At 45.2% G+C, this 14,767-nt stretch carries 12 protein-coding genes; 6 read left to right on the top strand and 6 right to left on the bottom strand.

The annotated features are described in order from the left end of the window. Nucleotides 1-245: 245 nt before the first annotated feature. Entirely contained in the window at nucleotides 246-1,469 is a 1,224-nt protein-coding gene (locus DNHGIG_RS02500) for an MFS transporter (RefSeq protein WP_282198177.1), read from the bottom strand. Between the two features lie 609 nt (nucleotides 1,470-2,078). Continuing rightward, nucleotides 2,079-2,735 carry a 5,6-dimethylbenzimidazole synthase gene (gene bluB, locus DNHGIG_RS02495; RefSeq protein ID WP_282198176.1) on the bottom strand — a complete coding sequence of 219 codons (657 nt, stop codon included), beginning with the start codon at nucleotides 2,733-2,735 and terminating at the stop codon, nucleotides 2,079-2,081. Nucleotides 2,736-2,905: 170 nt separating this feature from the next. Between bluB and DNHGIG_RS02490 the strand changes: the two genes are divergently transcribed. The 5 genes from DNHGIG_RS02490 to DNHGIG_RS02470 all read left to right on the top strand — a co-directional run bounded on the left by DNHGIG_RS02490 (nucleotide 2,906) and on the right by DNHGIG_RS02470 (nucleotide 10,149). Next, a complete protein-coding gene (locus tag DNHGIG_RS02490; RefSeq protein ID WP_282198175.1) occupies nucleotides 2,906-4,204 on the top strand; it encodes an LCP family protein in 1,299 nt (432 codons plus the stop codon). 345 nt (nucleotides 4,205-4,549) lie between these two features. Then, on the top strand, nucleotides 4,550-6,313 hold the full coding sequence (gene xsc, locus DNHGIG_RS02485; RefSeq protein WP_439647720.1) for a sulfoacetaldehyde acetyltransferase: 1,764 nt from the start codon (nucleotides 4,550-4,552) through the stop codon (nucleotides 6,311-6,313). A 74-nt stretch (nucleotides 6,314-6,387) separates the two neighbouring features. Then, nucleotides 6,388-7,026: a phosphate propanoyltransferase gene (gene pduL / locus DNHGIG_RS02480; RefSeq protein WP_282198173.1), complete on the top strand. Its 639-nt coding sequence runs from the start codon at nucleotides 6,388-6,390 to the stop codon at nucleotides 7,024-7,026. Nucleotides 7,027-7,162: 136 nt separating this feature from the next. After that, complete coding sequence (locus tag DNHGIG_RS02475) at nucleotides 7,163-8,539, top strand: aminotransferase (protein WP_282198172.1); 1,377 nt, start codon at nucleotides 7,163-7,165, stop codon at nucleotides 8,537-8,539. 224 nt (nucleotides 8,540-8,763) lie between these two features. Further along, the gene (locus tag DNHGIG_RS02470; protein WP_282201330.1) at nucleotides 8,764-10,149 is read left to right on the top strand and encodes an amino acid permease; all 1,386 of its coding nucleotides are present in this window, start codon (nucleotides 8,764-8,766) and stop codon (nucleotides 10,147-10,149) included. Nucleotides 10,150-10,352: 203 nt separating this feature from the next. Here the strand turns inward: DNHGIG_RS02470 and DNHGIG_RS02465 are convergent, their stop codons facing one another. The 3 genes from DNHGIG_RS02465 to mqnE form a co-directional block, all read right to left on the bottom strand. Next, complete coding sequence (locus DNHGIG_RS02465) at nucleotides 10,353-11,063, bottom strand: GntR family transcriptional regulator (protein ID WP_282198171.1); 711 nt, start codon at nucleotides 11,061-11,063, stop codon at nucleotides 10,353-10,355. 265 nt (nucleotides 11,064-11,328) lie between these two features. Next, complete coding sequence (locus tag DNHGIG_RS02460) at nucleotides 11,329-12,363, bottom strand: YeiH family protein (protein WP_282198170.1); 1,035 nt, start codon at nucleotides 12,361-12,363, stop codon at nucleotides 11,329-11,331. Between the two features lie 331 nt (nucleotides 12,364-12,694). Beyond that, a complete protein-coding gene (gene mqnE / locus DNHGIG_RS02455; RefSeq protein WP_282198169.1) occupies nucleotides 12,695-13,780 on the bottom strand; it encodes an aminofutalosine synthase MqnE in 1,086 nt (361 codons plus the stop codon). Nucleotides 13,781-13,944: 164 nt separating this feature from the next. Between mqnE and DNHGIG_RS02450 the strand changes: the two genes are divergently transcribed. Continuing rightward, nucleotides 13,945-14,520, top strand: coding sequence for a hypothetical protein (locus DNHGIG_RS02450; protein ID WP_282198168.1), 576 nt, complete (start codon nucleotides 13,945-13,947; stop codon nucleotides 14,518-14,520). Here the strand turns inward: DNHGIG_RS02450 and DNHGIG_RS02445 are convergent. Beyond that, nucleotides 14,510-14,740 (bottom strand): AtpZ/AtpI family protein, encoded by a 231-nt coding sequence (locus DNHGIG_RS02445; protein WP_282198167.1) that lies wholly within the window; start codon nucleotides 14,738-14,740, stop codon nucleotides 14,510-14,512. The genes DNHGIG_RS02450 and DNHGIG_RS02445 overlap by 11 nt on opposite strands. Between the last annotated feature and the right edge of the window lie 27 nt (nucleotides 14,741-14,767).

The raw sequence follows: 14,767 nt of genomic DNA, 5'->3' as shown, positions 1-14,767 counted from the left end.
TGTATCGCTTTGCGCGTGGGTTCGATGAAGGTCGTCATTGAGGCATATGCTTTGCGCTCATGCTCCGTGGAGGTCGTCTTGCATGGAATAATAAACAAATGTTGCAAGACGACCTCCAAGGTCGTTGTCTCACGCAAAGCATTACGCCCACCCAAAGACACTTTTCATCCTTTGATGACGCTGCTTGCGGCATGAAAAAAAGGGGGATGTCCCCTCTAAAACTTTCTTCTACTATGTTACTTTTATCATGTCAATCGGCTTCCTTTTGTCTCGCGGCCGAATGCCCAAACGACGAAGAAACCTATGAGAATGGATAGGAAGAAAAGACCGAAGATCATACTGAAACCTATGTGAGCTTTAATCATTATACCTACAAGGAACGGAGCGATAATGCCGCCGATCCGTCCGAAACCGGCTGCCCAGCCGATCCCGGAAGCGCGCGCTTTCGTCGGGAATTGTTCCACTGTGAAAATATACGTTCCGGCAAAGGCGGCCAGCATGAAATAGGAGAGCAGAAGACCGAAAAGAATGAGCCATGTTGTATTTGGGGCGTACCCAAATCCGAGAGCGGAAAAAGAAGACAGAAGCATTGCAGAAATCAGCGTTTTTTTGCGTCCCCATTTCTCCACAAGCCATGCGGCAGAAAGATATCCGGGGATTTGGGCAAGGATCATGATGAGAACGTATCCGATACTTTTAACGAGGGAATATCCTTTCAAAGCCATGACGGAAGGCAGCCACAGAAACATACCGTAGTACGCAAAGTTCATCACGAACCATAGTATCCAGGTGACAACCGTACCGCGGATCAGTTCTTTGCTCCATAGCGTTCGGAAAACCACTTTCATCCTTTGTTTGTCAGCAAGGGCACGGAATTTGGGTGTTTCCGGTAAGGCGCGGCGCAAGACCAGCACATAGAGTGCCGGCAGAGCACCGATCAGAAAAGCGAAGCGCCAACTGATATGGGGAATGATAAAGAAGGAGATTAACGCAGCCAGAAGAGAACCTCCTGCCCAGAAGGATTCCAATAGAACGACGCGGCGCCCTCGCTCTTCTTCAGGAGAAGACTCGAGAACATACGTGGTGGCGACTGGCAATTCACCCCCTAATCCGAATCCGACGAGAAAGCGGAATAGAATAAAGATGCCGATGCCAGAGGCCAATGCGGTTAACCCAGTCATGATGCTGTAGAATAGCAAGGTCCACATAAAAACGTTTTTTCTTCCAAAGCGGTCGGCCAAGAGTCCGGCAAAAGCGGAACCGACGGCCATACCGATAAAGCTTATGCTTCCCAACAATCCCATGATATCAGGGTGCAGGTTCCACTCTTTCGCAAGCGCGACTAGAACGTATGCTAAAAGGGCTACATCCATTGAATCGAAAAGTAGACCGAGCCCTGACACAACAAGGAGTTTATTGGCAGATGGTGCATTCATTTGATGTGGAATAGACTCCAATTTTTCGCTCATACCCCCACTCCTTTCTCTTTACAAGTTTTCTGGGTAAATGACGGGTATATAACGTCATATGCGTTTGTATGATAAATTTGTGCATGGTCACCTGAACGTTCGAAACAGGAGAAACAAAAAAGCCGGAAATCATTCCGGCCCACATACGTGATCATTGATGATCGGTGATTAGTAGATGGGGACAGTATTGCACACCTTCACGATACAATTCTGCATGAAACCGTGTAGGGTAGAATACACACATGATTCGTAGAGGCACTATGCGAACGGAGAGAAGAAAGGGAAGATTAAGCGCCGAAAGTCTAGTAAACGGGAACGTTTTTACAAACGGTCGTGTAGCCAGGTACGAGCAAGAAGAACAGGACAAAGATAATCAAGAAAACAACCGCCCAACGAGTATAGAGTCCAAAGCATCCATCCATGGAACACCCCTCCTTCCATATCGGTGATTTACACTATGTGAAAACATCTGATCTTGGAACGGCATTCATCTATGTGCATTACACTTCAACCTAACCAGTCGTGTAAGATGATGGACATGTGCCGACAAGGTTGGCCCTCAAAAAACAAGAAAATCTTCTGTCCGGAGCGAACAGAAGATTTTCTTGTCTAAAGATGTAAAGGTGTACCCCATACATCAGCAAAGATTAAGTCGCGCAGTTTTTTACGTTTTTCCCAGTTGTGAATTTCAAGCAACGGTCGATCAGGATAATGATCGGTATAGCCGACGGAAAGCAAAGCAACAGGGTCGATATGCGGGGGGATATGCAGGATCTGTCGCACATCCGCTTTCTTGTAAAAGCTCACCCATCCCATCGCGAGTCCTTCGGCACAGGCGGTCAACCACATATTCTGGATCGCGCATGCGACCGATAAGATATCTGTTTCCGGAATGGAATTGCGTCCTAAAACATGTGCGCCCCCTCGTGTGGGATCGCATGTCACACAAATGGTCACGGGCGCTTCCCGTAACCCTTCCACTTTGAGTTTCAGAAACTTTAATTCCCGGTCGGTATCTTCGTAATGAATGGCCAACGCTCTTCGTTCTTTGTCAGCAATTTTTGCCAACAGCTCTTTCGTTTGCGAATCGCGGATGATGATAAAATTCCAAGGTTGCATGAATCCTACGGATGGAGCGTGGTGGCCGGCTTCCAGGATTCGCAATAACACATCATCGCTTACAGGATCTGAACGGAACGAGCGGATATCCCTTCTTCCGTGTATCGCCTTATATACGCCTTGTTTCTCTTCGGGGGAAAATTGCATCGTATGATTTCTCCTCTTCCAACCGATGGTTAATGAAAAAGCTCTTCTACTTTATTTATAAACAATTATAACGAATACGATGATATCGAAAAAGGAATTGTCGTCTAAAGAATTGATATTTGAACGTGTTAAAATATAATAGAGGGAAGAAAATACTAGGAAGGTGTGCAATGAAGATCGAAAAACTCACTGAGGCGACGCAGCAGGAAAGCCAGGTACCCCGCAAGAAACCAAAGAAACGAAAGTTTTTGAAGAAACTGGTGGTTCTTTTGTTTATTGGGGTATTGGGATTAGGCGTGTATGATGGTTTAGCGGCCATTAACTTTTTTAAGAAAGCCAATCAAAATACATTCACGCCTGTAGGTAACGATGTTCGTGTCGATCCATGGCAAGGAACGGATCGCGTCAATATCCTCGTGATGGGCGTCGATAATCGTAATCATGACGAGCATCCCCGTTCCGATTCGATGATCCTGGTATCGGTTGACCCGCAAACGAAGAAGGCGGATATCCTTTCGATTTTGCGTGATTCTTACGTAACGATACCCGGTCAAGGGAAAGATAAGATCAACGCTGCTTTCGCTTACGGCGGGCCTGACCTGGCTGTACAAACGGTCAGGAACTTTCTTCAGGTACCGATCAATTATTATATGGTGACTGATTTTCAAGGGTTTGAAAAAATCATTGACGCGATCGGCGGAGTGACGATTGATGTAGAGAAAGACATGGTATATACAGACGATGGTGTCTATGACATAAATTTAAAAAAAGGCGTACAACACCTCGATGGAAAACATGCGTTGATGTATGTCCGGTTCCGTCATGACGCCCTATCCGATTATGCGCGGACAGAACGCCAGAGAAAACTCCTAAAAGCGGTAGCTGCCGAGATGAAAACACCATCCATGTTGATCAAGTTACCTTCGGTTTTGGAAGCGGCTGAACCCTACATTCAAACGAATCTGGGTCCGAAGGAGATTGTAAAGTTAGCCGGTTTGTTCACACAAGTAAATACATCAAACATCCAAACGGTACAAGTGCCGGCATCCGATTCTTTGCAAGAAGGCCAATCCCCCGATGGAGAGTCGATCCTGATTCCTGATGTCGCGGCGGCACGTCAACTCGTCCATTCGTTACTCGGTGAAGAAGGAGCCGCTTCTGTATCGGCAGGAGATCATGCCGGTGCGACCAATCAACAAAATGAAGACAGCGGCCCCAATCAACAGAATGCGAACGGATCCGAGCAAAACGGGACTGGGATGGCGGAAGCGGAAGGACAAACGATGGTTGTTACTGGTGTATATGTCAATGTACGCAGCGGCCCGGGAATCGATCAACAGATCATTGGCAAGGTCTATCAAGGGGATACGGTGAAAGTTGTCGGTTCGACATCCAACGGATGGTCAAAAGTCATCTTGGCGGATGGAACACAAGGATATATGGCGAGTCAATTTTTACAGGCACAGTAGGATGTAGAATAAGATAAAGAGTGGGGAAGAGAAAAACATTGTCACAAAGGTAGCCCAAGATCATAGGGCTACCTTTTTACCGTCAAGAGTTCCCATTTTCATAAAACATGATTGAATCACGTCAATGGGAACCATTAGAAAGAATCGGCTAACTTTATCATGAAGAATTGTTGTTTGATTTGGTGGTATATAATGATTAATCAAAAAATTTTTTATTTAGTATATTGACTGACTGTAGGGCTGAGTGTAATATGTGGTTAGAAACTGGTACGTACGTCATGATGTCACTTCCAATATAAAGTACACGTTTCCAAAATTATAGACTCTAAACAAAGGAGGATCATGATGAACAAAGTTGAAACGAAAGTTGCAAGAAATACAAAAGTAAAAATGACTCCCAGTGAAGCCATCGTAGAAACGCTGGTGGCGGAAGGCGTAACTCATATCAGCGGTATTTTGGGTTCGGCTTTTATGGATATGTTGGATCTGCTCCCGACAGCCGGTATTCGCTTCATCCCGGTACGTCATGAGCAAACTGCTGCACATATGGCCGATGCTTATACTCGCGTATCCGGAGTAGCAGGGGTTGTCATCGGACAAAATGGTCCCGGGATTACCAACATGGTGACTTCGGTTGCGGCCGCTTATCAGGCGCATACACCGATGGTCGTGATCTCGCCTTCCGCGGGAACTCCTACCATCGGCTGGGACGGTTTCCAGGAATGTGATCAAGTATCTGTTTTCAAAGCGATTACAAAAGCGACGGTTCGCGTGCCACACGTAAGTCGAGTTGCCGATTGTCTACGAACGGCATTCCGTATCGCTTATGCAGAGAGAGGTCCCGTTCTCTACGATATTCCACGTGATTACTTCTATGGAGAACTGGAAGATTATATTCTCGAGCCTCATCAATATCGTGTGGACGCTCGCGGGTGCGGTGCTGCGGAAGCGTTGGATCGGGCGGTTGAATTATTGGCGGAAGCGAAATATCCGGTGATCATCTCTGGGAGAGGTACTGTGGATTCCAACGGATGGGATGCTGTTGTAGGCATAGCCGAATATTTAACTGCTCCCGCTGCTTGTTCATACATGCATAACGACGCGTTCCCCGGTGATCATCCTCTGGCATTGGGGCCGATCGGTTACATGGGTTCCAAAGCGGCGATGAAGACCTTGGAAAAAGCGGACGTCATTTTGGCAATCGGTACTCGCCTCTCCGTCTTTGGTACTTTACCCTGTTACGGCATCAATTACTGGCCACAACATGCGAAAATCATACAAATTGATATCAATCCTCGAAACATTGCACGAACACACCCGATTGAAGTTGGGATCATCGGGGATGCACGGGAAGCCTGTGTCGAAATTCTCAAACGTTTAAAAGCGATCAAACCGGGTCTTACAACGAATCAAGAGCGGTTGGCAGAGATTGCAGCGGTCAACATGGAATGGGAAGAAGAACTAGTATCCCTGGCCATGGTAGCCGGTAATCCCATGAATCCGCGCCGAGCATTATTAGAACTTACAAGGCTGTTGCCGGAGAATGCGATTGTTTCAACAGACATCGGGAATGTTTCTTCCACGGCAAACGGTTACCTGAAATTTACGCAACCAAGAAAACATATTGCGGCATTAACCTTCGGCAACACGGGTTTCGCTTATCCTGCGGCGCTTGGTGCCAAGTTGGCGAAACCCGACTGCCCAGTCTTCGCCATCGTGGGAGATGGAGCTTGGGGAATGAGCTTGCATGAAGTGAGTACAGCAGTCGATCAAAATCTTCCTGTCATCGCTTGCGTATTTAACAACGGAGCATGGTGCGCAGAAAAGAAAAACCAAGTTGATTACTATAACAGCCGTTTCGTTGGTGCCGATATCAACAATCCCGATTTTGCCGAATTAGCCCGAGTTATGGGAGCGAACGGATATCGCGCGGATAATCCGGAAGATCTTAGAAAAGCAGTGTTGGAAGCGTTGAAATCGGATAAACCGACGGTGATCGATATTCAAGTGGATGGCACCCAATTGGCTCCTCCGTTCCGCAAAGATGCTTTGAAGATGCCGATTCGCTTCTTGGAGAAATATGCTCATCTGGATCATAGAAACTGGTAATCGTTCCTCTCACTCATAAAAATGGGTTTGGATTTGGCTCATCTCTAACTTTTCTCGCGAAAGGGGTGAGTATCATGAATGAAATTCTCAATCCCCTTCACTTCATAGAAACGTTTGCACATGATGGGACGTTGAACACAATTCCTGTAGGAGTTTCAGCGAGGCACGTGCACCTTACCCAAAATCACATCGAAAAATTGTTTGGAGAGGGTTACCGATTGCAATTACAAAAACAATTGTCTCAGCCCGGTCAATATGCTGCAAAAGAAACCGTGATGCTGGCTGGTCCAAAAGGTGTGATTGATCAAGTGAGAATCTTGGGTCCAGCCCGACGGTATACACAAGTGGAAGTATCTTTGACAGATGCCTATCGACTGGGAGTATCTCCACCCATTCGCGATTCAGGGGATCTCGCAGGAAGCAGTCCGGTTACGATCATTGGTCCATATGGATCCATTTATGTCAAGGAAGGACTGATAATCGCAAACAGACATATCCATATGTCTGAAGAAGAAGCTTTAAAATTTCGAGTTCATGATGGAGACCATGTATTCGTCCTGTCGCAAACGGAAAGGCAAGTGATTTTCAGCGGTGTTAGAATCCGTGTGAGCCCCAACTATCGTTTAGAGTTTCATATCGATACGGATGAAGCCAATGCCGCTAAACTGAAAAATGGTGATCATGTTCACTTTTTACTTTTAAATGAATCATAGAAATGATTTTGGTGGACGTGATCACGTTCAAATGCATAGAATCACGTCCACCTGCATCATCCTATTTGTTTCTGTTTTTCGTGACACTTCTATGTTGGTTAAGGAAACCCATTGGAATGGAAATGGAGGGGCGATTATGAAGGTGGGACTTGAAAACAAACAATTATTGGAAATTCAAGAGCTCATACAAAAAGATAAAGATCATCTATGGCATGCTATGTCCCGATATAATGAAAAAGCAACTCCTTTGATCGGAATGCGAGGAGAAGGAGGTTGGTTCTTCGATGTGAATGGTGACAAGTTTTTCGATGGGGTCTCTGGTTTATGGTGCTTAAATCTTGGGCATGGGCGGAAAGAAATCGCTCAGGCTGCTTATGAGCAGATGGTGAATTTGTCCTATTTTCCGTTGACTTTAAGTCATATCCCGGCGATTCAATTATCTGCAAAAATCAGTGAGCTATTGCAAGGGTCTTATACGACCTTTTTCTCCAACAGTGGCTCTGAAGCGAATGAAACCGCATTCAAAATCGCTCGCCAATATCATATACAAAACGGTCATCCGGGAAAATACAAGTTCATCTCCAGATATCGCGCCTATCATGGTTCAACACTGGGAGCATTAAGTGCAACCGCTCAAGCCAATCGCAGAATTAAATACGATCCTGCCGTCCCCGGTTTTCTTCATGTTCCGCCCCCATACAGCTATCGTTCTCCATTTGGAGAACATGTACCAGACAGCGATCTCCTGGCTGCCGACTATATTGATCAAGTGATTAACTGGGAAGGATCTGAGACTGTAGCTGGTGTCATTTTGGAACCTTTTATCTCAGGTGGCGGTGTCATTATCCCCTCCAAAGAATATCTGAAACGAGTGGCTGAAATCTGCAAGAAACATGATGTTCTTTTGATTGTTGATGAGGTTGTTTCAGGATTTGGCAGAACAGGAGAGATGTTTGGGTTCATGCATTCCGAAGGGGTCCAACCGGACATTGTGACCATGGCGAAAGGATTGACAAGTGGTTACCTTCCGTTAGGGGCTACAGCGGTTCGTTCCGAAATCTACGAGAAGTTCAAAGAAAACGGTAAACAGGATCACTTGCGGCATATTTCCACTTTTGGAGGACATCCTGCTTCCTGTGCAGTAGCCTTAAAAAATATCGAAATTATCGAGAATGAAGGAATTGTGGATCGAGTTTCTCGCTTGGGTGAATCGATACTACTTGAACTCCGTGAATTAGAATCATTGGATAAGGTCGGAGAAGTTCGTGGGGTCGGATTTTTATTCGGTATCGAATTGGTAGAGGATAAAAAATTGAAGACACCGGCTTCGGAAGAGTGTATGGTAAACGTCATTGCCGCATGTAAGAAGAAAGGATTAATTATCGGGCGAAATGGAGATACGGTTCCCGGGCTTAACAACGTCTTAATTATTGCTCCGCCTCTTTCCTCAACGGAAGAAGATTTACGTTTTATGGTTCAAGTTATAAAATCTGTTCTTCGTGAAGGATGCTAAATGGTTGTGATGGGCATGTCCAAATCCTCATATCTTTCTGGGACATGTCCATTGCTTTGTGACTCTATACTCTCAAACATCCGTTCATTCCATCTCTCCTTACACGAAAATAAAATCAAGATAAAATCATACTCAGAAATATTATCTGAATATTCAATACAGTAAGCCGAATCTCTGAAAAAATCCAGAATCTGAATTCATGAAGGAGGATGATGTCTTTGGCAATGATTGAAAGAGAAGGATCCGTTGAAATGGAATCGGAAGGACTCAGGCGGAGTTTGTCGAATCGACAAATTCAAATGCTGGCTATTGGAGGGGTTATTGGAGTAGGATTGTTTTATGGTTCCGCTCCCTCCGTGAAACTGGCGGGTCCGGGTGTAGTGGTTGACTTCGTTATTTGTGGAATACTTGCTGCCATCGTGATGAGAGCGCTCGGTGAAATGACGGTAGAAAAACCTGTTGCCGGTTCCTTCAGTCATTACGCCGGTGAACTTCTCGGTTCCCAAATAGGGTATGTGACATCCGGAATGTGGTGGTTTTACTGGGTAGCTACGGTTATGTCTGAACTGGCGGCGATCGGAAAACTGTTACAATTTTGGTTTCCGTCTTTTCCTGCTTGGATTCCCGGGCTGATCGCCTTGATTCTCTTTACCTTCTCTAATTTGCTTGCGGTACGGATTTTTGGTGAAGTGGAGTATTGGTTTGCCGTTTTGAAAGTCAGCGCCGTCATTGTGTTTATGTTCTTTGGAGGATTGATTATCCTCACTGGTGTTTACAATCAGGGGCAAGCGGTCGGTTTAACAAATCTTTGGGTCAATGACGGTTTTCTGCCACACGGTTGGCTAGGAGTTCTGGCTGCGATTTCACTCGTTGTTCAAGCATATAGTGGTATCGAAACACTCGCCGTGGAAGCCGGAGAATCTTACGACCCCGGAACTACCATACGTCAAGCTTTCAAAACGGTGACCGTGCGTATTTCAATCTTTTATATTGGTTCTATTCTGATCATGCTGTGCGCGTTTCCATGGAACTATTTGATCGAGCATACCGGAAGTCCTTACGTTCTCATGTTTTCGAAAATTGGAATCCCAGTTGCCGCAGGTCTTGTAAATTTGATCATTATTCTTTCCGGACTTTCATCTTGTAACACGGGCTTATACGGCGGGAGTCGCATGCTGTTCAGTATGGCACATAAGGGATATTATTCTTCGAATTTTACAAAATTGAACCGGAATCAGGTACCTCATATCTCTGTATGGGCTACCGCAGCTATGATCTCCATTGGAATTATCATCACCTACTTGGCACCAGATGATGTGTATGTCTGGATCACCAGCGCGTCTGCATTTGCTTCACTTTGGACATGGGGTGTGATTCTGGTTTGTGAATTGGTTTTCAGACGACGCGCCAAGGCAGAAAATAAATTCCTTCAATACCCGATGCCGTTCTGGCCTATATTGCCAGTAATCGGTTTATTGTTACTTGCTATCTCGGTTATTGCGATTGCAACGTCCCCCTTAACTCGGGTTTCCGTTTATGGAGGAGTCGTTTGGTTGATCATTCTCTGGTTATATTATCGAGTATCGGTCAAACGGAGATTGAACACATGAGTTTGATATCATCGCTAAAATCAATGAGTCAACGTATTAACGTATAAAGGTATTGAACATTCGACGGTGTCCAGTATACCGATCTTTCGGGACCTGGACACATTCTTTTTTAAATATGTATTGAAAAGAGAAGATATTTCCCATGACATCATTCCTTTTGCTGACTGTCATGGTGTATGGATGAACCGTATTGTACTGAAAGATTATGTTGCTTTTCGAGACATTTTCATCGTTATCGAGTACATGTCAGAACGGAAATAGCCTTTATAATACTCGATCAGGTTACCTTCAGGGTCAGAGATCATACGTTCTGTCACCAACAGGCACAAGGATTCAGAAACACCCAAGTGTTCAGCGTCTTCTTTTTCCGGATGAGTGCATGTGATAATTTGTTCGGCTTCCCAAAAATGGATCCCGAGATCGCCTTCAAGCACGTCATACAAAACAGCCTTGTTTAAATCGTATGCTTGCAATTTCATCCCGATCTCCAGTGGATAATAATGTCTCTCAATCGCAATCGGAATATCATCTTTAAACCGCAATCTTTTAATATGATAGGACTGATCGTGAAAACCGTCTACATGCTCGATGTTCTCGGGAGTGGGAACGATGCCATGATCTAATAATCGAATATCCATTTTTTTGATGGTTTCAGTTAAGCTGGTGATTCCTAACCATTCTTGAACAGGTTTGAGAGAGACGAAGGTTCCCTTACCATGTTTTTTTTCCAAAATCCCCTCACGGACTAAAATGGAAATCGCTTCTCTAACGGTACTCCTACTGACGGAATACATATCCATGAGTTCCCTTTCACTAGGGATTTTTTCTGTATAATGTCCTTGTAATATTTGTTTTTCTAATAAGTCTTTTAATTGAACGTGTAACGGAATCGGACTATGAAAATCTAATTCCATGAATAGCCCCCCTAACTTTTTTTGACATTACGATGTACGTACAAGTTTATTTTCAATTATAGGCAATGATATGAAGGCAATCAATGAACAAGACCATACGCTCTCGTTTTCCCCGAAACAAGAAGTTCTTCCGATTACAGCCTTTTGGATACCATTACGAACAGTTGCCAATGAAAAGAACCTGCTTCAACAAAAAGACCGCTTATGGAGCGGTCCGAAGATCTTTCAAAAGTTTTTCCTTTGATGATACAAATGAGCTCAGGCTTTACAAAATGATTGAAAGGTACGTTGCGATCGATAGCACGACCGAAGCCGCCAGCATCGCAATGAATGGTTTTAACGCTTTGGTGCGGAGCGCTTTGAAGCTGACGTTTAATCCAAGTCCCACCATGGCGGCTGTCAAGAGAAAGGAACTTGCGGTAGCCAAATTCTGCATAATGATCGGGGGAATCGGGACATACGATCCGATCAGGCTAGTGGCAATAAACCCAAAGAGAAACCGCGGAAATTCGATTTTTGACTGTTTGTCGGAAGAGCCCTTTTTCTTCATCCAGGCGGCTAAGATCAAGCACAAGGGAACCAATAAAAGGACGCGTCCTAATTTCGCCAGCAGGGCGATTGTCAAAGCATCCTGTCCTGCCGGGGCGGCCGCAGCCGCTACATGAGCGATTTCATGCAGACTGATACCGGACCAAATTCCGTATTGAATGTTTGTCATGTGTACGATCGGTTCCAGCAATGTGTAGGCGATTGTGAAGAGAGTTCCCACAAGTGCGATGAGGCCGACTCCGATGGCTGTATCATCATCTTTTCCTTCCATGATAGGAGATACCGCGGCAATCGCTGCCGCTCCGCATACGCCGGTACCGACTGCAAGCATCAGGGATAACGACGGTTCGGCTTTGATCCAATGAGCCACCATCATGGTAACAAGAATCGCGATCGCAATGGAACCAACATCTCTCGCCAACAGTCCTAATCCCTGATGAAGGATCGTATCAACATTCAGTTTAAAACCGAAGAGAATGATGGCAAAACGTAACATTCTTTTTGCCGAGAAATTGATACCTGAACGGATTGCCTCAGGATAACCCGCGAATTGCCGATAGATTATCGCAATCAGTATAGCGGTCACCATGGGCCCCAGACGATCGATCACAGGGAACTTCGTCAAACATGTACCCACAAAAGCGATGGCAAACGTAAATAAAATGCCTCCGATCCACGCCTTCGAAAAACCGGCAGTCTTTCTTTGAACAACCGTCTGTCGTATGCCTTCCTTTTCAACGTTAACTCTCATAGGAAAGCCTCCTAAACCGATGAATGGGTGGAATTCGGCTGGCCAGCGCTTCGTTCGAACGACTCTTTGTAATTACAGGATATGAGAAATTGATGGATAAGAAAAATTTTTATAATTTATCCCTGTGATAATGTCAGCTAATTTATACAATCACCTATTGGAATGGTAGGGTTGAGGCAGTACGGAGGATTTAGAGAGGAGATTCATACATGTGGAGAAGGGAAAGGAGACTCGTTTGCTGGATACATGTGACTCGTGAGCAAGAGAGAGAATGCGCCGAAAAGAAAAAGCCACAACTTACCGGATAGTTGTGGCTTTTCCATACAAGCGATCAGAAAGTGCGAATCGGATTGTAGAAGGTATCGCGTTCAACAGGTGTTCGTCCTGCCGACTTGATCAACCATACTAATTCGTCAACCGTAAGTGCCATCTCGTTTGCTTCCGGTTTCACGGCATGGGAAATCTTCTCTTCGATGAGAGTACCATGCAAATCATCGGCACCGAATCCGAGAGCTACTTGTGCGATCTTGGTACCTAAATCGATCCAATATGCTTTGATATGATCAAAATTGTCGAGCATCAAACGGGAGATGGCAATTGTCTTCAAGTCATCAAACGCGGCCGTGCGTTTCGTCACGCTATATGTACGCGGTTGATAAGCGAGAGGTATGAATGTGAGGAAGCCTCCCGTTTCATCCTGGATTTCACGCAGATACAACATATGCTGCAATCGTTCTTCGTACGTTTCGATAAGACCGTAGAGCATCGTGGCGTGTGTTTTGATCCCCATTTTGTGAGCGGTACGGTGCGCGTTTAACCATTGTTCTACCGTAGCTTTGTCGGAGCATACTTTCTGACGGTAGCGCTCGCTCAAAATCTCCGCACCGCCTCCTGTCAATGAATCAAGCCCTGCCTCTTTGAGTTCCGCGAGCACAGCTTCGACAGATTTCCCCGATAACTCGGAGAAAAATTGAATTTCCGCGCCGGTGTACGCTTTGACCGCGATATGAGGAAAATGGGTCTTGAGAACACGAACGGTTTCTACATAATAGGAAAACGGAACCGTATGATTGTGCCCGCCAACGATATGGACTTCACGAATTTTATGAGCATCCGGTCTCACAGCTTCCACAATCTCTTCGTGTGTCATCGTATATGCGCCGTCTTCTCCGGGATCGCGCCGAAAACCACAGAATGAACAATGTGCATTGCAAACATTCGTCGGATTCAGATAGCGATTTTGTATAAAATATACATTATTGCCATTTTTACGAGTGTTTACCAGATTGGCTAACTGGCCGATCGTTGCGATGTCATTCGATTCAAACAGGGTGAGGCCGTCTTCCAATGTCAGACGTTCACCATATTCGACCTTGCGGATAATTGAATCGAGAGACGGTTGTGAAGTGATTAACATGTGAACTTCCCTCCCCTAGATCCATGGTAAAGTTATTTTGGTAAGACTGTCAACCTGCTTTCAAACATTCCCCTGATATTGGATGAAAGACGGAGTACATGTGGAACTCTTGATTCATAAGATATATCAAAAGATGAAACCTCCTGATAAAGGAGGGGGGCAAATTGGACAACGCGATTGTCATTTTTCGCAATATTTCAGGTCGCATTGCTCTTCAAGAATTATTGGATTGGAAACGTAAAGTTCAGGCGTTGGGGATTTATGTCGATGAGAAAGCCAGAGGAAAAGCGATCATCTTGCATCTTCATCACGAAGATGATGATCTGGTGTTTTATCTATACGAACAGTCAGGCGAATATCAATTGCATATCGAGTATATGCGGGTGAAAATCGGTGACGGCCGCATGTTAAAAGCACTCGAATCAATGATCGAATCGTTGAAACTGCATGCGGAAAAATACTACACAGGCCGCAGCGTATTGTATCGTACGTTGTATGTAAATGGCATAATCATGGACGAAGGAGTGTTTGTTGAAAGGAAAATCCCGCCCGATTGGGATCTGCGGATTATGAGAGAAGCGTTGATGGGGCATATTTATATCGCTCTTGAGCAGTATATGGACGCCAAAAAAAAGGGAGATACGCAATTAGTTCAAGAATTGCATCAAAGGCTTTGTACATTTGTCGAGGAAGTGGCGCAGGTGGATCAGGTGCTGAATTCTGATCGTTTTAACTCGTAAAACGTTTTGTGATCAAGCTGATCCCGTAAATTCCCGATGCGAGCCCGACAACAATGCCGACCAGGAGCAGCCATGGGGATGTACCCAAAAGGCGATCAAGGTACTTGCCGAGGTAGAGACCACCGATGGTGGTACCCGCAAGGTCTGCGCCTATGGCTGAGGCCATGGCAAGGGCCTGATACGATCGTTTCGTTTCTTGGTCTTCCTTTTGTTGTCTCATCTGATCCCTTCCCCCTTAATGAGATAG

Origin of the sequence: Collibacillus ludicampi, assembly GCF_023705585.1 — a bacterium.
GTDB lineage: Bacteria > Bacillota > Bacilli > Tumebacillales > BOQE01 > Collibacillus > Collibacillus ludicampi.
This window is presented reverse-complemented; position numbering and strand designations above follow the sequence as displayed.